The organism is Pseudonocardia kunmingensis (assembly GCF_006716445.1).
GTDB lineage: Bacteria > Actinomycetota > Actinomycetes > Mycobacteriales > Pseudonocardiaceae > Pseudonocardia > Pseudonocardia kunmingensis.
The window spans coordinates 26,852-45,724 of sequence record NZ_VFPA01000003.1; the positions used below are offsets into that span (position 1 = coordinate 26,852).

The window sequence follows — 18,873 nt, forward strand, 5'->3', positions numbered from 1 at the left end:
CATGCTCAGGTCGTCGTTCCGCCCGGTCCCTGCAGCCGGCGGGTACTCCCCCGAGTCAGCCAGAAGGCGGAGGCACCGGTCGCAGGTTCCGCGGATCGGGAAACCCGAGGCCGATGTAGCCCGGCGCCCGCTTCGCCAACGACGACGCCAGCACGCCGGTGCCGACGTCGTGGTAGTCGTGCACCTCAGCCGTCGACTTCCCGGGGTACGGCCGCAGCACCCGACCCACGCACTGCACGAGCCGCCCCTTGAACGCGATCGGAGTGGCGAGGAACAGCGTGTCGAGCGCCGGGCAGTCGAATCCCTCACCGACGTACGACACCGTGGCGACGGCCACGAGCGGCCCCTCGTCCGGGCGCATCCGCGCCAGCGCAGCCTCGCGCGACCGGGCGCCCATGCCGCCCCGCAGCGTCACCGGGTCGTAGCCGGCGTTCCGCAGCAACTCGGCAAGGGCGTCGAGGTGCGCCTTCCGCTGTGTCAAGACCAGGCAGTGCCGACCCCGGCCGAGCGCGTCCACGACGTCGTCGGCCACTTGTCGGGTTCGTCGTACGTCGCCGGCGAGGTCGCTGTAGATCGCGGCCATGCCGCCGGGCGCGGCCGGGTCGGCGACGCCGCGGTAGACGTAGTCCGTCGCGTGCACGACGAGCAGCCGATCCGGGGTTCCGGCGTCCGCGGCGGCGAGAGTGCCGGGTTCGGGCGCGGTGAGCGTGTGCCGGACGGGTCCGAGCTGCAGGGTCATCAGGTCGTCCAGCTGGTCACGCCGATAGGGCGTGGCCGTGAGGCCGAGCCAGCGGCGGGCACCGATCTGCCGGACCGCGTTCTCGAACGCCGCGGCCGGGATGTGGTGGCACTCGTCCACGACGACCAGCCCATACCCGGCGGCGATCGCGGCGATGTCGTCGCGTCGCGCGAGCGTCTGCAGCGTCACGACGTCGACGGTGCCGCGCATCCGCGCGCGTCCACCGCCCAGCTGACCCGCCGTCACGCCGAGGTGTTCCTGCAGGCGGGCGCGCCACTGGTCGGCGAGGGCCTTGCGATCGACGAGCACGAGCGTCGACACCGCGTGCCGGGCGATCACGGCGCACGCGATGACCGTCTTACCTGCTCCCGGCGGGGCGACCAGGACACCGAGGTCGTGCCCGACCAGCGCGTCGACCGCGGTGACCTGCTCGTCACGCAGCACCGTGGTGAAGGCGAACTGCTGGGGTCCACCCTGGCTCCGTTCATCGGCGACCTCGAGCCGGCTGCCTGCTTCCTCCACCGTTGTCGCCACGAGATCGGCAGTTCCGCGCGGAAGCACCAGCTCACCGGTGAGCGTCTCGTCGTAGCTCAGCAGGAACCGCGGGATGCCCCACGTGGAGAACCGCCGGCGCTGCCGGTCATAGAAGGCCGGGTTGGGCATCGAGGCCGCGTGCTTGAGCGTGGCGAGCAATGCCGGCGTGAGATCGGCCGTCGGCACGCTGACACCGGCGGTGAGGACGGCCCGGACCACGGCAGGCGGGCGCGGCTTCATCCGGGTGGCGGTCGGCGGCTGCAACCGTTCGACGGCGCGGCCGACCTGCACGGCACCGACCTGCCGAGCGATCCGATCGACCTCTCTCGGCGACATCCGCTGCAGGCTCGACAGGTACGCCCACTGGTCCTCGTGCGGTTCGAGGGTGCCGAGGTCGAGGAACACAGTGGTTCGGTCCTCACGTCGCGACCGGCCCTGCAGCGGCGCGGCGATCAGGTTGCCGATTCCCGATGTCGGCAGCACGTCCTGCGCGGGGAACAGCCGGTCGTAGCTCGTCAGGTTCATGCGGCCACGAAGCGAGATCGCCTCGCGCAGCAGCCCGCTGCCGAGCGTCCGGGCGGTCGCGGCGGGCACGGCGTCCGCGAAGAATATCCACACGTGCGCGCCGACCCCGGAGCGCGACACCTCGAGCGCCGCCGGGACGCCGACGGCCCGTGCCGCCTTGACGTAGGACAACGCGTCGAGCATGGCCGAGTCGCCGTCGAAGTCCGCGGCGAGCCAGTGGCAGCGGTCGCCGTCGCAGAGCGGGTAGAACCCGATGTGCGCGTCCCCAGTCAGATGCGCGGTCACCGCCTGGTCGGTCAACGGCAGATAGGGCCGCCTCGTGCCTTTGCGCCAACCGCCCTCGACGGCGGGAACCCAGCCCGACCGACCGGTCCGCGCGTTCTCCCACCGCACGGCGTACACGTCGCGGCGGGATGCGAACAGGGCGCGGAAGAACCGGACCTTCTCCTGCGACGACGACTGTGCATGGACCGGACCGGGCGGCTCGTGGAACAGCCCGGTCTGCGCGGGCGCAGGTGGGCCCGCCTGCTGCGGGGTGAGCTCGAGCAGCCGGAGCAGCCGGGCGTTCTCGCCACGCAGCCGCACCACCTCTCGTTCGAGGTCGTCGCGGCTGCCCGAATTCATCGCGTGGCCATTCCACCAGAATCCTGGATCACAGCCGAGCCCGGATTCGGGACACTTCCCCGACCCGGATGGCGTTCGGTGAGAGCGACGAGGATGCCCCGGGATGCCTGCGCCCGCTACGGGTCGACTTTCGAGTGCGCAGGTGCGGCGGCGGGCGCGGCGAAGAGGAGGAACGCCCGCGCAGCCGGCGAGAGGTCGACGTCGCGGTGGACGACCGAGGCCTCCAGCCGCTCGTCGGTGACGAGGTCGTGGACCACGAGCCCGGCCTCGCGGGCCAGCGCCCGCCACGCCTCGGCCATGATCGCTATCCCGGTGCCGTTGATCACCATCGGCAGGACCGCCTCCCGGTGCTCGGTCTCGACGACGGCGATCGTCGACCGGTTCGTCGCGATGACCTGGTCCGCCACCCGGCGCATCCCGGTGCCGGGCTGGCCGATGATGAGCCGCTGGCCCTCGAGCTGGTCGTAGGTCAGCGGGCCGCGGGCGGGCAGGTTCGCCTCCCGGCAGGAGACGACGATGAAGCCCTGCCGGGTCAGCGGGTGCACGACGAGGTCCTCGGCGTCCGGCGTGGCCGTCACGGCCATGATCCCGAGCTCGACGCCGCCGGAGCGCACGAGCGACATCACCGTCTGCGGCGTCCCGGCCGCGCGGATCGAGATCTGCACCATCGGGTACCTGCGCACGAACCGGTCGATGACCGACGGCAGCGGGTCGACGGCCTGCGACGGCATCGTCGCGAGGACGAGCCGCCCGGTCCGCAGCCCGTTGACCGCCTCGACATGGGCGCGGGAGAGCTCCATCCAGTGCAGGACCTGGCGGGCCGGGGCGATGAGCGCCTCGCCCGCGGCGGTCAGCTGCAGCCGGCGGCCGGTCCGGGTGAACAGCTCGGCGCCGAGGTCGCGCTGGAGCGACTGCAGTGACTGCGAGACCGACGGCTGGGCGACGAAGAGCTTCTCCGCGGCGGGATGGACACCGCCTTCGTCGACGACGGCGAGGAAGTACTGGAGCTGCCGGACGTCCACACCGGCACGTTACCGCTTGGTGCGGTGCAACCTATGCGATTCGACCTTCGTGGCGACGACGTCGGCGTGCCGGACGCCAACGGATAGGTGCCACTTATCGATGACATCGGATGTTGGTCTTGGACACAGCCGTGCCGCCACCGGTTCACTCCGTTCCTGACCGCCCGATCCCGAACCGGAGACACGATGCCCAGCACCGCACGCACCTACCGCATCGCGACGATCCCGGGCGACGGCGTCGGCCGCGAGGTCGTGGACGCCGGCCGCGCCGTCCTCGACGCGGCCGCCCGCGTGTCCGGCGAGGACTTCGCGCTCGAGTGGACCGAGCTCCCCTGGGGCTCGGACCACTACGGCCGGACCGGCCGGATGATGCCTGCCGACGGCCTGCAGACCCTCGAAGGCTTCGACGCGATCTACTTCGGCGCGGTCGGCTGGCCCGGCGTGCCCGACCACGTGAGCCTGTGGGGGCTGCGCCTGGCGATCTGCCAGGGCTTCGACCAGTGGGCGAACGTCCGCCCGGTCGTCTTCCACCCCGGGGTGACCTCCCCGCTCCGCAAGGCCGATTCCGCCGACCTCGACTGGGTGGTCGTCCGCGAGAACAGCGAGGGCGAGTACGCCGGGCTCGGCGGGCGCAACTTCTCCGCCCGCGAGGGCGGCGAGGTCGCCGTCCAGAGCTCGCTGTTCACCGAGACGGGCTGCGAGCGGATCATGCGGTTCTCGTTCGAGCTGGCCCGCACCCGCGACCGCAAGAAGGTCGCGAGCGTGACGAAGTCCAACGCCCAGCAGTACGGCATGGTCCTGTGGGACGACGTCTTCCGCCGCGTCGCCGCCGACTACCCCGACGTCGAGACCGAGTCCGTCCTCGTCGACGCGATGGCCGCCCGGTTCGTCCTCGCCCCGGAGAGCCTTTCCGTGGTGGTCGCCTCGAACCTCAACGCCGACATCCTCTCCGACCTCGGCAGCGCCCTCGCCGGCAGCCTCGGGATCGCCGCGAGCGCGAACCTCAACCCCGAGCGCCGCTACCCCTCGATGTTCGAGCCCGTCCACGGCTCGGCTCCCGACATCGCCGGGCGCGGTGTCGCCAACCCGATCGGCGCGGTCGCCAGCGGCGCGATGATGCTCGACCACCTCGGCCATCCCGAGGTCGCCGACGCCGTGCGCGCCGCGATCGACGCCACCACCGCAGCGGGCGTCCTGACGGCGGACCTCGGCGGGTCGGCCACGACCGAGGACGTCACATCGGCGCTGGTCGCAGCCCTGCGCGAGCCCGCCGTCGCCCGATAAGCCGCCCGACAGCACCGCCAACAGCACTGCAGAACCACGCGACGCACCGATCCAACGGAGGATCCGATGAAGCGCTTCGCCAAGCTCGTCCCCGTCCTCGCCGCCAGCGCCCTGATCGCGGCCTGCGGTGGCATCGGCGGTGGTGACGACCCCGCCGCCTATCCCGAGCGGCCGATCGACTACGTCATCGCCTTCGATGCGGGGGGCGAATCCGACCTCACCGCCCGCCTGCAGCAGAAGCCGCTCCAGGACGCCCTCGGAACCGAGGTGTCGATCTCCTACCAGCCGGGCGCCGGCGGCGCGCTCGCGTGGTCGGAGCTGACCCGCACGCGGCCCGACGGCTACACGATCATGGGCCACAACCTGCCCCACATCATCCTCCAGCCGATGATGCGCGAGGACGCCGGCTACGAGACCGAGGAGCTCAAGCAGGTCTACATCTTCCAGTCGACGCCGAACATCCTCGCCGTCCGCGCCGACAGCGAGTACCGGACGCTCGACGACTTCATCGCCGCGGCGAAGGCGCGCCCCGGCGCGATGTCCGTCGGTGGCTCCGGCGACTTCAGCGCCAACCACATCGGCACCCTCCTGCTCAACGACGAGGCGGGCATCGAGACGACCTACACGCCGTTCTCCGGGACCGGCGCCGCGGTGCCTGCGCTGCTCGGCGGGCACGTCGACGCGCTCATGACGTACACGCCGATGATCAGCCAGCTCGGTGACCAGATCCGCGTCCTCGGCGTCGCCACCGAGGAGCCGATGGCGGGCCTCGAGGACCACCCGACCTTCACCCAGCAGGGCATCGACCTCGTCGAAGGCGCCTACCGCGGCGTGGCCGTCCCGCCGGAGACCCCCGACGCGATCGTCGAGAAGCTCGCCGCCGCGTTCGCGAAGATCAACGAGGACCCGGCGCTCGCCGAGCAGTTCAAGGAGCAGCTGTTCGTCCTGGAGAACATGGGCCCCGCGGAGGCCGCCGCGTTCACCCAGGAGCGCAAGGCGGTCTACCAGGGCCTCTTCGAGCGCCTCGGCATGCTCTGACGGCCCCCGGCCGCGCGGAAGGGAAGTCCCATGTTCGACCTCCTCGGCAGCGGTGTCCTCGCGAACCTGGCACCGTCGATGCTGCTGCTCGTTCTCGTCGGCACCGCCGCGGGAATGGCCATCGGGGCCATGCCCGGCCTCAGCGCGACGATGGGGCTGGCGCTGCTCGTCCCGTTCACCTTCGTCATGGAGCCCACCCGGGCCCTCGTGCTCCTCGGCGCCTTCTACATGGGCGCCATCTACGGCGGATCGTTCACCGCCATCCTGGTCAACGCACCGGGAACGCCGTCGTCGGTCGCGACGGCCCTCGAGGGCTACCAGATGACGAAGAAGGGCAAGAGCGAGCTGGCCGTCGTCGGCGCGACGATGGGCTCGCTCGTCGGCGGCCTCATCGGCGTCGTCGCCCTCATCTTCCTCGCGCCGCCGCTCGCCGACCTCTCGCTGCGGTTCGGTCCCCAGGAGTACTTCTGGATCGCGATCTTCGGCCTGACGATCATCATCTCGATGGCCTCCGGGTCGATCGTCAAGGGCCTCATCGGCGGTGTCCTCGGCCTGCTGCTCGCCACCATCGGCGTCGCTCCGGTGGGCGGGGAGGTCCGGTTCACCTTCGGGGAGCCGATGCTCCAGGGCGGCATCCCGCTCGTGCCCGCCATGGTCGGGCTCTTCACGATCCCGGAGGTGATCCGGCTCGTCGCCCGCAAGGGTCGCGACGCGCAGATGCTCGACGAGGGCGCGCACCGCGAGAAGCTGTGGCCGATGATCCGGCTGATCTTCTCGAAGCCGGTCAACCTCGTCCGCTCGAGCGTCATCGGCACCGTCACCGGCATCCTGCCCGGCGCGGGCGGCAGCATCGCCAACCTCGTCGCCTACAACGAGGCGAAGCGGTCCTCGAAGCACCCGGAGACCTACGGCAAGGGCGAGGTCGACGGCGTGGTCGCCGCCGAGTCCGCGAACAACGCCACGGTCGGTGGCGGGATGATCCCGACCCTGACGCTCGGCGTGCCCGGCACCCCGCCGGACGCCATCATCATCGGCGTCCTGCTCCTGCACGGGCTGCGTCCCGGCGCCGAGCTGTTCAGCACCTCCGGCGACCTCGTCTACACCTTCGCGATCGCACTGGCCGTCTCCGCGATCATGATGGTCCCGGTCGGCCTCATCGGCGGTCGCGCCCTCCAGCGCGGCGTCGTCGCGATGCCGGCCCGGTACCTCGCGCCCGGCATCACGGTGCTGACGATCGTCGGCGCCTACGCGGTGCGCACCTCCGTCGTCGACGTCGTCATCATGCTCGTCCTCGGCGTACTGGCCTACTTCCTGTCGCTGGCGGGCATCAGCGCCGCGCCGATCGTCCTGGGCCTCATCCTCGGCTCGATCGCCGAGACCGGGCTCGTCCAGGGCATGCTCACCGCACAGGGCGAGCCGCAGCCGTGGCTGACGTTCTTCAACCGCCCGCTCAGCCTCGTCCTCATCGCCCTCACGGTCGCCTCGCTCGTCTGGCCGTTCGTGCGGGCCCGGCGAGGGCGCCGGACCCCTCCGGCCGGCGCCGTGCCCGCCGAGACGTCGAGGAAGGACTGACATGGCCAGACCCGCCACGACCGACGACAAGATCAACCTTGCCGTCGCCGTCCTGACCGTCGCCGTCGCCGCCGTCTTCTGGTCCCAGCGCAGCTACACCACCCAGCACGGGGGGACGTTCGCCGACCCGGTCATCATCGTCCTGGGGGTCCTCGGGCTCGTCCTGCTCGTCCTCGGGCTGCTGCGGCGGCCGGTCGGCCGCGACTCCGAGGTGGAGGAGCGGTTGCCGGTGCGCGGGCTCGTCCTCGCCGTCGCGCTCCTCGCCGCATGGGTCGCGGCCCTGCCGTACCTGGGTTACCTCGTCGGCGGGATCGTCTTCTTCGTCCTCATGGCGGTGCTCATGCGCACCGAGCGGCCGACCCCGCGGGCCGTCCTCCTCGACGTCGTCGTCGCGGTCGTCGTCGTCACCGCCTTCTACCTGACCTTCACCGAGGTGCTCTACGTCCGCCTGCCCGAACTGGAGTTCTGAGCGGACCGACCCACCGACCGCCGACGCGACGCCGCCGCGGCCGCCCTCGCGCGCCGGCGTCGGCGTGCCCACCTGCCCCGAGGAGACACCCATGGACACGAGTTACCGGATCGCCACCATCCCCGGCGACGGCATCGGCACCGAGGTCGTCCCCGCCGCCGTGGACGTCCTCGAGCGCGCCGGGAGCCGCTTCGGGATCCGGTTCGAGTGGAGCGAGCTCGAGTGGTCGTGCGAGTACTACGCCCGCACCGGGCGGATGATGCCCGAGAACGGGCTGGACGTCCTGCGTGAGCACGACCAGATCTTCCTCGGCGCCGTCGGCTACCCGGGCGTGCCCGACCACGTCTCGCTGTGGGGGCTGCTCATCCCGATCCGCCGGGCGTTCCGCCAGTACGTCAACCTCCGGCCCGTCACGCTCCTGCCCGGTGTCGAGAGCCCGCTGCGTGAGGTCCCCGCGGGCGGCCTCGACTTCGTCGTCGTCCGGGAGAACAACGAGGGCGAGTACTCCGAGGTCGGCGGGCGCCTCTACCGCGGCACCCCGCAGGAGGCGGCGATCCAGGAGTCGGTCTTCACCCGCCGCGGCGTCGAACGGGTGATGCGCTACGCCTTCGACCTCGCCCGCAGCCGGAAGAGCCGGCTCGCCTCGGCCACGAAGTCCAACGGGATCATCCACTCGATGCCGTTCTGGGACGAGATCTTCCGCGAGCTCGGCGCCGAGCACCCCGATGTGAAGACGAGCGACTACCACATCGACGCCCTCGCGGCGCTGTTCGTCCTCGACCCGACGCGGTTCGACGTCGTCGTCGCCTCGAACCTCTTCGGCGACATCCTCACCGACCTCGGGGCGGCGATCATCGGCAGCATCGGGTTCGCGCCGTCGGCCAACCTCAACCCCGAACGCGAGTTCCCGTCGATGTTCGAGCCGGTCCACGGCTCCGCCCCCGACATCGCCGGCACCGGGCGCGCCAACCCGATCGGCCAGGTCTGGGCCGGGGCGATGATGCTCGAACACCTCGGCCACGCCGACGCCGCAACCGCGGTGATGGGCGCGGTCTCCCACGTCCTCGCCGAGACCGGGGTGCGCACCCGCGACCTGGGCGGGACCGCGTCGACGCAGGAGATGACCGCCGAACTCCTCAAGGCCCTCGACCAGGAGGTGGCGGCCCGATGAAGATCGTCGACATCCGCGAGCGGACGTTCCCGATCAGCTCCCCGATCCGCAACGCCTACATCGACTTCAGCCGGATGACGCTCAGCCTCGTCGCCGTCGTCACCGATGTCGTCCGGGACGGCAGGCCGGTCGTCGGGTACGGGTTCAACTCCAACGGCCGCTACGGCCAGGGGTCGATGATGCGCGAGCGCTTCATCCCCCGGGTGCTCGAGGCCGATCCGGCGACCTTGCTCGACGACACCGGGGACAACCTCGACCCCGCCGCCGTGTGGGCGGCGATGATGCGCAACGAGAAGCCCGGCGGGCACGGCGAGCGCTCGGTCGCCGTCGGCACGATCGACATGGCGGTGTGGGACGCCGTCGCGAAGATCGAGGGCAAACCGCTGTTCCAGCTGCTCGCGCAGCGGTACGGGAACGGCGAGCCCGACCGGCGGATCTTCGTCTACGCCGCGGGCGGCTACTACCACCCGGGCCAGGACCTCAGGGCGCTGCAGGACGAGATGCGCAGCTACACCGACCGCGGGTACACGGTCGTGAAGAAGAAGATCGGTGGCGCCGACCTCGACACCGACCGGCGACGGATCGAGGCCGTCCTCGACGTCCTCGGGCCCGGTCAGCGCCTCGCCGTCGACGCCAACGGCCGGTTCGACCGGGACACCGCCCTGCGCTACGCCGAGGCCCTCGCCCCGTACGACCTGTTCTGGTACGAGGAGCCGGGCGACCCGCTCGACTTCGAGCTCCAGGCCGAGGTCGCGGCCGCCTACGACCCGCCGCTCGCGACGGGCGAGGACCTGTTCTCGATGCAGGACGCCCGCAACCTCGTCCGCTACGGCGGGCTGCGCCGGGACAAGGACTGGCTGCAGTTCGACTGCGCGCTGAGCTACGGGCTCGTCGAGTACCTGCGCACCCTCGACATGCTCCGCGAGCACGACTGGTCGCCGACCCGCTGCATCCCGCACGGCGGGCACCAGATGTCGCTCAACATCGCCGCGGGCCTCGGCCTGGGCGGGAACGAGTCCTACCCGGACCTCTTCCAGCCCTTCGGCGGGTTCCCCGACGGTGTCAGCGTCGAGGACGGGTACATCACGATGCCGGACCTGCCCGGCATCGGGTTCGAGGGCAAGGCCGACCTGTACGCGCTGATGACCGACCTGGCGGGCTGAGGTGCGGATCAGCCACCGCAACAAGCAGGGCAAGCGCTCACCACAGCGACAGCGGCCCCGCTGATCGATCCGACCCGCACATCAGCGCCCGCCCGGAGCGCTGGCCTACTTCTCGCACCGATCATCGTCTCGTGATCGCCGCGAGCCGCACATCAGCGCTGCCGACGCAGCCACCACGTGCGGATCGCACTGATCTGCGACCGGCCACCTCCGGTGCCAGCCGAGCCCGCAGACACCGCACACACCTCGCGGGCTCCGCACACACGATGCGTCGTGTGTGCGGAGTCCATGGGATGTGTGCCGGTGCCCCGAGACGATCCTGCCGCGCAGGCCTGCGTCACGGTCAACGTTCGTGGTCACGGCACTGATGTGTAGTCAGCTCGAACTCTCGGCCTTGAGGAGCGGGCCCGTTACGCGACGACGCTCGCCGACCGGAACGTCTCCCCCGGCATCGGCCGCCGCAACCGCCAGGTGATCGCGATGGGGCGCTCACCGGAGTGCTCCTCGTAGGAGCACAAGCCGAGGCACAGGAACGGCGCCGGTCCGAGGTCGTCGTTGGGCGACTCGCGGACGAAGAGCGCGATGTGCGTGTTCCGCTCCCGGTGGTGCAGGTAGCGCTGGCCGGTGGGCGACGCGATCGCGGTGCTGTTCTGCGATTCCCAGTGGAACAGCTCCGGGCTGATCGCGAAGTCGCGGTACATGGTCGTGGGTGAGAAGTCGCGCTCGGTCTTGCGGAGGTTGACCAGCAGCGCGTCCGTCCGCGTCTCCGGCGCCCAGGCGACGCCCTGCGCGTGCCCGCGCGCCTTCGTGGTCATCGAGGCCCACCCGAGCGCGGCGAGCACTTCCTCACGCCGGTAGTGGACGTGGCTCTGCAGCGGTACGTGCAGCAAACCCTCCCCCAGCGGACGCGGAACGTGCCGGGCGCGATCCGCGCCCAGCACGACGAGCTCCCGGATCTCCGCGCACACCGCCGGGTGCCGCCGCAGGTGCGTCAGGCCGTCGGCGTAGGACTCGTGCCCGCCCCGGTCAGGCCAGAGCAGGAAGAACAGCATCCGCGCCAGGCACTGCTCACGATCGGTCAACTCCTCGTAGCCCGGGCCGGTGGGATCGGCCAGGGCGGCGTACGCCGCGGCGCGCTCGAGGTCGTCGACGTGCGCGAGCGCGACAGTCCGCTTGAGCAGCGCGGTCTCGTCCGGTCCGGCTGGAGGCGCCGGCAGTCCGGCCTCGCGGCGCAGCGCCGTCCACGCGCCGTGCTTGTAGACCTCGGACAGCTCGCGCCCCGACTCCTCGAGGTACCGCGCGAGCCCCAGGTCGCCGTGTGAACGGATGTCGGCGACGAGCTCGCGTCGGGTCAGCCGGAGCTGCTGGCGCACGTTGTCGAGGACGATCTTCTCGGCGACCGTGTCGAGCACCAGCTGCGATCCCGACGGCAGGAACGGGAACCCCTGCTCGATGTCGCGCTCGAGCCCACGCCGGCTGCTGCCGGTGAGGGCGCGGTAGCGGACGTCGAAGCGGAACTCACGGCGGTGCTGACCGATGAAATCGAGCGCCGTCAGCACCGCCTTGCCCCGCGCGCGGCGCAGACCGCGGCCGAGCTGCTGCAGGAAGATCGTCGCGCTCTGCGTCGGGCGGAGGAACAGCACCGTGTCGACCTGCGGGAGGTCGAGGCCCTCGTTGAAGAGGTCGGCGGCGAAAAGGCAGTTCACCTCGAGGTTGCGCAGCTTCTGCAGGGCGCCGGCCCGCTCGACGGGCGATGTCTCCCCGGAGACCGCCAGGCTGGGGATCCCGGCACGGGTGAAGACCTCGGCCATGTAGCGGGCATGGGCCACGGAAACGCAAAAGCCCAGCGCACGCATCGCCCGCACGTCGGTGACCTTGTCCGTCGTCTCCCGGATGATCTTCGCGGCGCGCGCGTCGTTGCCCGTGTAGACAGCGTCGAGCGCGCTCGTGTCGTAGGAGCCGCGCTTCCACTCGATGCGCTGCAGATCGACGTCGTCGGCGACACCGAAGTAGTGGAACGGAACCAGCAGGTCGTCGCGCAGCGCGTCCCACAGCCGCAACTCGTAGGCCGTGCGGCCGTCGAAGAACGTGCGGACGTCCACACCGTCGCTCCGCTCCGGAGTGGCGGTGAGACCGAGTAGCTCCCGGGGCTGCAGGTGCTCGATCAGCCGCCGGTAGGTGGGCGCCTGCGCGTGGTGGAACTCGTCCACGACCACGACGTCGAAGTGGTCGGGCGGGATGTGGTCGACCCCGTACGCGGCGAGCGACTGCACGCTCGCGAACACGTGCTCCCACCGATCCGGGCGCTCGCCCTGCACGTACATCTCGCCGAACGTCCCGTCGGCGAGCACTTCAAGGTAGGTCCGCCGCGACTGCTCGAGGATCTCCTTGCGATGCGCGACGAACAGCAGCCGATCCCGCGGGAGGCTCGCGCGCAGCCGGGCGTAGTCCAACGCCGCGACGACCGTCTTGCCCGTTCCCGTCGCGGCCACGACGAGGTTGCGGTGCCGGCCGTGCACCACCCGCTCCGACTCGAGCCCTTCCAAGATCTGCGTCTGGTGCGCGTAGGGCCGTACCTCGAGGCCGGACACCAGGGACGGCGCGTTGATCTGGTCGCGTCCCAGTGCTTCACGGAGGCGCTGCGCCGCAGCGGCGTCGTCGGGGTCGTAGTCGAGGAAGCCGGGGTCGTTCCAGTAGCTGTCGAACGTGCCGGCGAACTTGCGGACGAGGTCCGGTGTCGCCACCGACGACAGCCGCACGTTCCACTCCAGCCCGTCCACCAGTGCGGAGCGGGACAGGTTGCTGCTGCCGACGAACGCGGTGTCGAACCCGGTGTTGCGGTGGAACAGCCAGGCCTTGGCGTGCAGGCGCGTCGTCCGGGTCTCGTAGCTGACCTTGACCTGCGCGCCGAACCGCCGCACCAGCGCGTCGACCGCCCGCTGCTCCGTCGCCCCGACGTAGGTCGTCGTGATGACGCGGAACGGCACCCCGCGGCGGCGCAGCCCGTCCAACTGCTCCTCGAGCACCCGCAAGCCGTGCCAACGCACGAACGCGCACAGCAGGTCCACCCGGTCCGCGGACCCCAGCTCGGCCCGCAGTTCGGCGCTGAGCGACGGCTCCTCGGGGGCATTGGTGATCAGCGCAGCCGAGGAGAGCGGGGTGACCGGCCGTTCGAGCCGGTGGACGCCCGGCGCCGCTTCCCGGGTGAGGACCACGAGGTGCTCGGCGGCACCGACCTGCTCGTCGTGCTCGGCGACCCGGGCGAGGAGGTCGTTGACGAGCTCGAGCCGGCGGCCGGCATCCGCCTCCTGACCCAGCGCTCGCTCGACCGCGGTCGAGACATGGCGGGCCAACACGTGCGGGGCGTCCGCATCCTCGATCCGAGCGAACCGGGGGCTGAGGTCGGAGAGCTGCGTCAGCGCCGCGTCGAGGCCGGCAGTGCGCAGAGACTCGTAGACGCCTTCGGGGAGCGGTGTGGTCAACGGGGCCTCTCGATCGTCGTCGAGCGTTGATCGCTCGAGCGGCCCGGAACGTCACACAGCCCCTCCCGTCCGGCTGTACGAGGATCAGGGCTTCCGCGCGACGACCCCGTACTCGTCGATCACCTCCGGCCGCGGAACGAGTTGATCCTCGGCAACCCCCCACTGCGTCACCGGCACCACACCCGGCGGGACGGCTTCCAGGCCGAGCTCGGTGACCAGCTCCGTGAAATGCCACGGCTGGCGCAGGTGGATCAGCGGGCTCGCGGACGCGTTGTAGATGCTCGCCGCCCGGTTCATCGCTTCCGGGTCGTGCACGTTCGTGCTGTCGCAGGTCGTCAGATAGCTTCCCGAGGGCAGATCGCTGAGCAGTTCCCGAACAATGGCCTTCGCCTGCGCCCAATCGGCCACGTGGCCCAGAATGCCCATCAGCATCACGGCGACGGGCTGGTTGAAATCAAGGACCTCCCGGGCCTCACGGACAATCTTCTGCGGCTCGTACAGGTCTTCGTCGAGGTACTTGGTGACGCCCTCCGGCGTTCCCACCAGCAGGGCGCGGGCGTGGGCGAGGACGACCGGGTCGTTGTCGACGTACACGATCTTCGACTCGGGGGCGACGCGCTGCGCGACCTGGTGGGTGTTGTCCGCCGTCGGCAGTCCGGTCCCGACGTCCAGGAACTGCCGGATGCCCACCTCCCCGGTGAGGTACTCCACCGCGCGAACGAGGAAGCGCCGTGACTCCCTGGCGAGCTTCGGCAGTTGGGGTGTCATCGCGATGACCTCGTCGCCCACCTGCCGGTCGACCTCGTAGTTGTCCTTGCCACCCAGCCAGTAGTTCCATACTCGCGGCGACTGCGGCGTGGTCGTATCGATGGTCGATGACGGTTCCGTCATGCCGATGCTCCTTCATGCCCAGTGCCCAGAACTGCCCTCGGTCGTCGAGCTTAACGAGGTGCGGCCGCCGGATCGCGTGTGCATCCGAGCACTGAGCTGCGCCAGTGAGCGGGGGCCAACCCGCTGGGAGCCCGAACTGCTCCTCGGCGACGAGCCCGGTTGGTCCGTCCGGTCGAGGTGGTCCCTCGCGGCACGCCTGCGCCGACACGAGTTCGGACGGATTCGCTGCATCGCTCGCGAGGACGGCCGCGGTGGCCCATCCTGAGGACGGGCCCGCAGCACGGCGCTGCCGCCCGTCGCGCGTGGCCCGCACAGGTTCGTCGGACAAGGGAGTCGGGTGTGACCGCTACGTCGAAGTCCACGCAAGCTTCGGAGTCCCGGGTCGACGAGTTCGACGCGGTCGTCGTCGGGGCCGGGTTCTCCGGGTTGTACATGCTGCACCGCCTGCGCGAGCTCGGCCTCTCGGTGCGGGTGTTCGACGCCGCGGGCGACGTCGGGGGCACCTGGTACTGGAACCGCTACCCCGGCGCGCGCTGTGACAGCGAGAGCATCTACTACGTGTTCTCGGACCACTTCTCCGAGGAACTGCTCGAGGACTGGACCTGGAGCGAGCGCTACGCGGCGCAGCCCGAGATCCTCAGCTACCTCCGGCACGTCGCCGACCGGTTCGATCTGCGCAAGGACATCCGGTTCGACACCCGCGTCACCGCGGCGGAGTACGACGAGGCGGCGGACCGCTGGGAGATCCGCACGGACGACGGCAGCCGGACGACGGCGCAGTTCCTGATCACCGCGGTCGGCTGCCTCTCGGTCACCAACCTGCCCGAGTTCCCGGGCCGCGAGAGCTTCGAGGGCGCGTCGTACCACACCGGCCGGTGGCCGCACGAGGGCGTCGACTTCACCGGGCAGCGGGTGGCGGTGATCGGGACCGGCGCGACCTCGGTGCAGATCGTGCCCGAGATCGCCGACCAGGTCGCCCACATGTACGTGTTCCAGCGCACCCCCAACTACGACATCCCGGGCTGGAACCGGCCGCTCGACGAGGAGTACGTGCGCAAGACGAAGGAGACCTACAAGGAGCTCTGGCAGCGGATGCGGGAGTCGAACCTGGGGTTGCCCTACGACGTCCCGGAGCGCTCGGCGATGGAGGTCAGCCCGGAGGAGCGCCGCCGCGTCTACGAGGACGCCTGGGGGAAGGGCGGCTTCCGGATCGGCGCGGAGACCTTCAACGACATCCTGCTCGACGAGCAGTCGAACGAGACGGCCTCGGAGTTCATCCGGTCCAAGATCCGGGAGACCGTGCGCGACCCCGACGTCGCCGAGCTCCTCGCACCCAAGGACCACCCGTTCTTCACGAAGCGCCCGCCGCTCGAGCACGGCTACTACGAGGCGTTCAACCGCGAGAACGTGGAGCTGGTCGACGTCCGGCGCTCGCCGATCGAGTCGATCACGCCCACCGGGGTGCGGACGCGCGACGCCGAGTACGAGGTCGACAGCATCATCTACGCGACCGGTTTCGACGCGATGACCGGCGCGTTGTTCGCGATGGGCATCCACGGTCGCGACGGGGTGCCGCTCACCGAGAAGTGGGCGGAAGGGCCGCGGACCTACCTCGGGCTGGCGACCCGCGGTTTCCCGAACCTGTTCACGCTCACGGGCCCGCAGAGCCCGTCGGTCCTCACGAACATGACCGCCGCGATCGAGCAGCACGTCGACTGGGTGGCCGACTGCGTCCGGTACATGCGCGAGCACGACCTCGACCGGATCGAGCCGTTGCCCGAGGCGGAGGACGACTGGGTCGCCCACCACACCGAGGTCGGCGACGCGACGCTCCTGCCGCGGGCAAACTCCTGGTGGGTGGGGGCGAACATCCCGGGGAAGCGCCGCACGCTCTACCCCTACCTCGGCGGCCTCGGGACCTACCGGGAGACGTGCGATCGCATCGCGGCGAACGGCTACGAAGGGTTCGCGCTGGGCAGGCGCGGGGAGGCGGATGCCGGATCACCCCCACAAGCTCGCCCGTCGGCCGAGCCGGCACAGCAGATCGTGGGGTGACGGAGATGCCGCTGAAGCCCGACGTGCAGGCCCTCCTCGAGCAGTTCGAGGCCCAGGGGGTGCCGCCGTTCAACGAGATGAGCGTGCCGCAGGCACGGGACGCGATCGGGGCGTTCCGGGACCTGCAGGGCGAGCCCGAGCCGGTCGCGGAGATCCGGGACATCCTCGTTCCCGGTCCGGCCGGAGAGCTCCCCGTCCGCGTGTACCACCCGGAACCGGGCACGCCGCTGCCACTGTTGATCTACTTCCACGGCGGTGGCTGGGTGGTCGGGAACATCGAGGTCGTCGACAAGCCGTGCCGGGCGCTGGCCAACGCCTCGCGGTGCGTCGTCGCGTCGACGCAGTACCGGCTCAGCCCGGAGACGAAGTTCCCGGGCCCCGTCGAGGACTGCTACGCGGCCACCAGCTGGCTCACCGAGCACGCGGGCGAGCTGGGTGCCGACCCGGCCAAGGTGGGCGTCGGCGGCGACAGCGCCGGCGGGAACCTCGCGGCCGCGGTCGCCCTGATGGCCAGGGACCGCAGCGGACCGCGACTCGCCTACCAACTGCTGATCTACCCGGTGACGGCGCCGGCCCGGGGCACGACGTTCGCGTCCTACCGCGACAACGCCGACGGCTACCTGCTGACGCGGGGCAGCATGGAGTGGTTCTGGGACCACTACCTCCGATCGCCGGAGGACGGGACGAACCCCTATGCCGCGCCGCTGCACGCCTCCGACCTCAGCGGCCTGCCCCCGGCGATGGTCATCACCGCCGAGTTCGACCCGCTGCGCGACGAGGGCAAGGCGTACGCCGAACGGCTGCAGGAGGCCGGCGTCAAGGTGAGCATCAAGTCGTACTCCGGCATCATCCACGGCTTCTTCTGGATGGCCGGCGTGCTCGGCGACGGCCGCACCCTGATCGCCGAGATGGGAGAGGAGCTGCGTTCCCATCTCGGCTGACCAGGGAAGCCGGGACTCCCGCCGGCTCGTGATCGTCCGGCACGCGAAATCCGCGTGGCCGGACGGCGTGCCCGACCCGGAACGGCCGCTGAACGCGCGTGGCCGGCGGGACGCCCCCGCCGCCGGACGGTGGATCCGCGAGCGGATCGGCCACCTGGACGCGGTGGTCTGCTCGCCCGCAACCCGCACCCGCCAGTCGTGGCGGCTGATCGCGGCCGAGCTCGACGAGCCGCCCGCCGCGGTGTTCGACGACCGGGTGTACGGGGCGTCGGTCGACACGCTGCTCACGGTCGTGCGCGGGCTGCCGGACGACGTGGGCTCAGCGCTCCTCGTGGGCCACAACCCCGGGGTCGCCGAACTCGTCGCCGCCCTGACCGGTGAGGAGCTGGAGATGAAGACGTCGGCGATCGCGGTGGTCGAGTTCGGCGGGTCCTGGGCGGACACCGCGTCCGGCCGGGCGAACGTGGTCGACCACGCGACGCCGCGCGGGTCCTGACAGGATGACCAACGAGGACACCCGAGACCCGACGACACAACGATCGTGCGGCCTCTTTGATCGTCTCGGTGCACCCAACACTCGACCAGACAGAAGGAACTGACGAGTCGCCACAACTGTACCCACTGAGCTAAGCGACTCAGCACGCCGTCAGCCCGTCGAACCGGGCAGAGTTGGCGTACTCGTACTCGCGGTTCCCGTTCGGAGAGACATTCAAGCAAGAGCTATCGAACCAGAATGCGATGTAAACCTTCACGCGCTGCGAGGCCGGGCAATCATTACGAATTCGGACTCGAGCCAGCCCCACCGGAGGATGCTCGTCGTGCGCGCTGACACATGCTGGAGGCAACTCGGACGCCAACATGCGACTAGCCCTGTCGAGAATGTACCCGTCAGGATCGACCGACCTATCTACGACGATCCTGCCCCCAGAGTCAGCAACGGCCGCGGGACCCATTCCCCCGGGTGGCACGAGAAGCGCTAACGCCAACGCCAGAACGAGACCTGCGTTGCGCAGCTGACGGCAGCTTCTCACAGCACCCTCCGATGTGCAGAAATTGGCCAGCTAGCTCATACCTTGAAACGTTCATCCATTCTCGGATCGCCACCATCAGCAACGTCCAGTTCGTGCACAATCCGCGCTAGGCGCTCGAACTCAGCTTGATCGATCAGCGTGAGCCAGTCAGCCTCGAAAACGCTTTGCTCGGCGCGCGTATGTCGGCGCCGAACCCAGTCGACCAGGATGTGACGCGGCCCGCAACCCACGACAATGCCTGGGTGGTCAGGCCGCAGCGGTACCGACTTCCTGACGATCTCATTGTCAGGCGTCCATTTCACCAGGACGCCTACTTCGACCCAGTCACTCAT

14 protein-coding genes are annotated in these 18,873 nt (G+C 70.4%); 9 read left to right on the plus strand and 5 right to left on the minus strand.

Features of this window, described 5'->3' with window-relative positions:
- Nucleotides 1–55: 55 nt before the first annotated feature.
- Nucleotides 56–2,422 carry a DEAD/DEAH box helicase gene (locus FB558_RS23150; protein WP_142056791.1) on the minus strand — a complete coding sequence of 789 codons (2,367 nt, stop codon included), beginning with the start codon at nt 2,420–2,422 and terminating at the stop codon, nt 56–58.
- 116 nt (nt 2,423–2,538) lie between these two features.
- Entirely contained in the window at nt 2,539–3,444 is a 906-nt protein-coding gene (locus FB558_RS23155; RefSeq protein WP_142056793.1) for a LysR family transcriptional regulator, read from the minus strand.
- Nucleotides 3,445–3,630: 186 nt separating this feature from the next.
- Here FB558_RS23155 and FB558_RS23160 point away from each other — a divergent pair, with 186 nt between their 5' ends.
- The 6 genes from FB558_RS23160 to FB558_RS23185 all read left to right on the plus strand — a co-directional run bounded on the left by FB558_RS23160 (nt 3,631) and on the right by FB558_RS23185 (nt 10,141).
- Nucleotides 3,631–4,728, plus strand: coding sequence for a tartrate dehydrogenase (locus FB558_RS23160; protein ID WP_142056795.1), 1,098 nt, complete (start codon nt 3,631–3,633; stop codon nt 4,726–4,728).
- Between the two features lie 66 nt (nt 4,729–4,794).
- On the plus strand, nt 4,795–5,766 hold the full coding sequence (locus FB558_RS23165) for a tripartite tricarboxylate transporter substrate binding protein (RefSeq protein ID WP_142056797.1): 972 nt from the start codon (nt 4,795–4,797) through the stop codon (nt 5,764–5,766).
- Nucleotides 5,767–5,796: 30 nt separating this feature from the next.
- Entirely contained in the window at nt 5,797–7,338 is a 1,542-nt protein-coding gene (locus tag FB558_RS23170; RefSeq protein ID WP_142056799.1) for a tripartite tricarboxylate transporter permease, read from the plus strand.
- 1 nt (nt 7,339) lies between these two features.
- Nucleotides 7,340–7,807, plus strand: a complete 468-nt coding sequence (locus tag FB558_RS23175) for a tripartite tricarboxylate transporter TctB family protein (protein WP_142056801.1) — start codon at nt 7,340–7,342, stop codon at nt 7,805–7,807.
- Nucleotides 7,808–7,898: 91 nt separating this feature from the next.
- Nucleotides 7,899–8,978: a tartrate dehydrogenase gene (locus FB558_RS23180; protein ID WP_142056802.1), complete on the plus strand. Its 1,080-nt coding sequence runs from the start codon at nt 7,899–7,901 to the stop codon at nt 8,976–8,978.
- A complete protein-coding gene (locus tag FB558_RS23185) occupies nt 8,975–10,141 on the plus strand; it encodes a mandelate racemase/muconate lactonizing enzyme family protein (protein ID WP_142056804.1) in 1,167 nt (388 codons plus the stop codon). The genes FB558_RS23180 and FB558_RS23185 overlap by 4 nt, the downstream gene beginning before the upstream one ends.
- Before the next feature lie 410 nt (nt 10,142–10,551).
- Here the strand turns inward: FB558_RS23185 and FB558_RS23190 are convergent, their stop codons facing one another.
- A complete protein-coding gene (locus FB558_RS23190) occupies nt 10,552–13,623 on the minus strand; it encodes a DEAD/DEAH box helicase (RefSeq protein ID WP_142056806.1) in 3,072 nt (1,023 codons plus the stop codon).
- An 84-nt stretch (nt 13,624–13,707) separates the two neighbouring features.
- Nucleotides 13,708–14,514, minus strand: a complete 807-nt coding sequence (locus FB558_RS23195; protein ID WP_142056808.1) for an SAM-dependent methyltransferase — start codon at nt 14,512–14,514, stop codon at nt 13,708–13,710.
- Nucleotides 14,515–14,853: 339 nt separating this feature from the next.
- On the opposite strand from FB558_RS23195, the gene FB558_RS23200 reads away from it, so the two are divergent.
- From FB558_RS23200 to FB558_RS23210, 3 genes are read left to right on the plus strand one after another with little or no spacing between them, the layout of a single operon-like run.
- Nucleotides 14,854–16,569 carry a flavin-containing monooxygenase gene (locus tag FB558_RS23200; RefSeq protein WP_281288669.1) on the plus strand — a complete coding sequence of 572 codons (1,716 nt, stop codon included), beginning with the start codon at nt 14,854–14,856 and terminating at the stop codon, nt 16,567–16,569.
- A 5-nt stretch (nt 16,570–16,574) separates the two neighbouring features.
- The gene (locus FB558_RS23205) at nt 16,575–17,510 is read left to right on the plus strand and encodes an alpha/beta hydrolase (protein WP_142056810.1); all 936 of its coding nucleotides are present in this window, start codon (nt 16,575–16,577) and stop codon (nt 17,508–17,510) included.
- Between the two features lie 28 nt (nt 17,511–17,538).
- Complete coding sequence (locus FB558_RS23210; RefSeq protein ID WP_246106705.1) at nt 17,539–18,006, plus strand: SixA phosphatase family protein; 468 nt, start codon at nt 17,539–17,541, stop codon at nt 18,004–18,006.
- A gap of 570 nt (nt 18,007–18,576) precedes the next feature.
- Here FB558_RS23210 and FB558_RS23215 read toward each other — a convergent pair.
- Entirely contained in the window at nt 18,577–18,873 is a 297-nt protein-coding gene (locus FB558_RS23215) for a hypothetical protein (protein ID WP_142056812.1), read from the minus strand.

What these genes read in the sequence shown, in the direction of transcription:
- FB558_RS23150 (WP_142056791.1), bottom strand. Translation starts at nt 2,422, where the DNA reads ATGAATTCGGGCAGCCGCGACGACCTCGAACGAGAGGTGGTGCGGCTG.
- FB558_RS23160 (WP_142056795.1), top strand. Translation starts at nt 3,631, where the DNA reads ATGCCCAGCACCGCACGCACCTACCGCATCGCGACGATCCCGGGCGAC.
- FB558_RS23165 (WP_142056797.1), top strand. Translation starts at nt 4,795, where the DNA reads ATGAAGCGCTTCGCCAAGCTCGTCCCCGTCCTCGCCGCCAGCGCCCTG.
- FB558_RS23170 (WP_142056799.1), top strand. Translation starts at nt 5,797, where the DNA reads ATGTTCGACCTCCTCGGCAGCGGTGTCCTCGCGAACCTGGCACCGTCG.
- FB558_RS23175 (WP_142056801.1), top strand. Translation starts at nt 7,340, where the DNA reads ATGGCCAGACCCGCCACGACCGACGACAAGATCAACCTTGCCGTCGCC.
- FB558_RS23180 (WP_142056802.1), top strand. Translation starts at nt 7,899, where the DNA reads ATGGACACGAGTTACCGGATCGCCACCATCCCCGGCGACGGCATCGGC.
- FB558_RS23185 (WP_142056804.1), top strand. Translation starts at nt 8,975, where the DNA reads ATGAAGATCGTCGACATCCGCGAGCGGACGTTCCCGATCAGCTCCCCG.
- FB558_RS23195 (WP_142056808.1), bottom strand. Translation starts at nt 14,514, where the DNA reads ATGACGGAACCGTCATCGACCATCGATACGACCACGCCGCAGTCGCCG.
- FB558_RS23205 (WP_142056810.1), top strand. Translation starts at nt 16,575, where the DNA reads ATGCCGCTGAAGCCCGACGTGCAGGCCCTCCTCGAGCAGTTCGAGGCC.
- FB558_RS23215 (WP_142056812.1), bottom strand. Translation starts at nt 18,873, where the DNA reads ATGAGTGACTGGGTCGAAGTAGGCGTCCTGGTGAAATGGACGCCTGAC.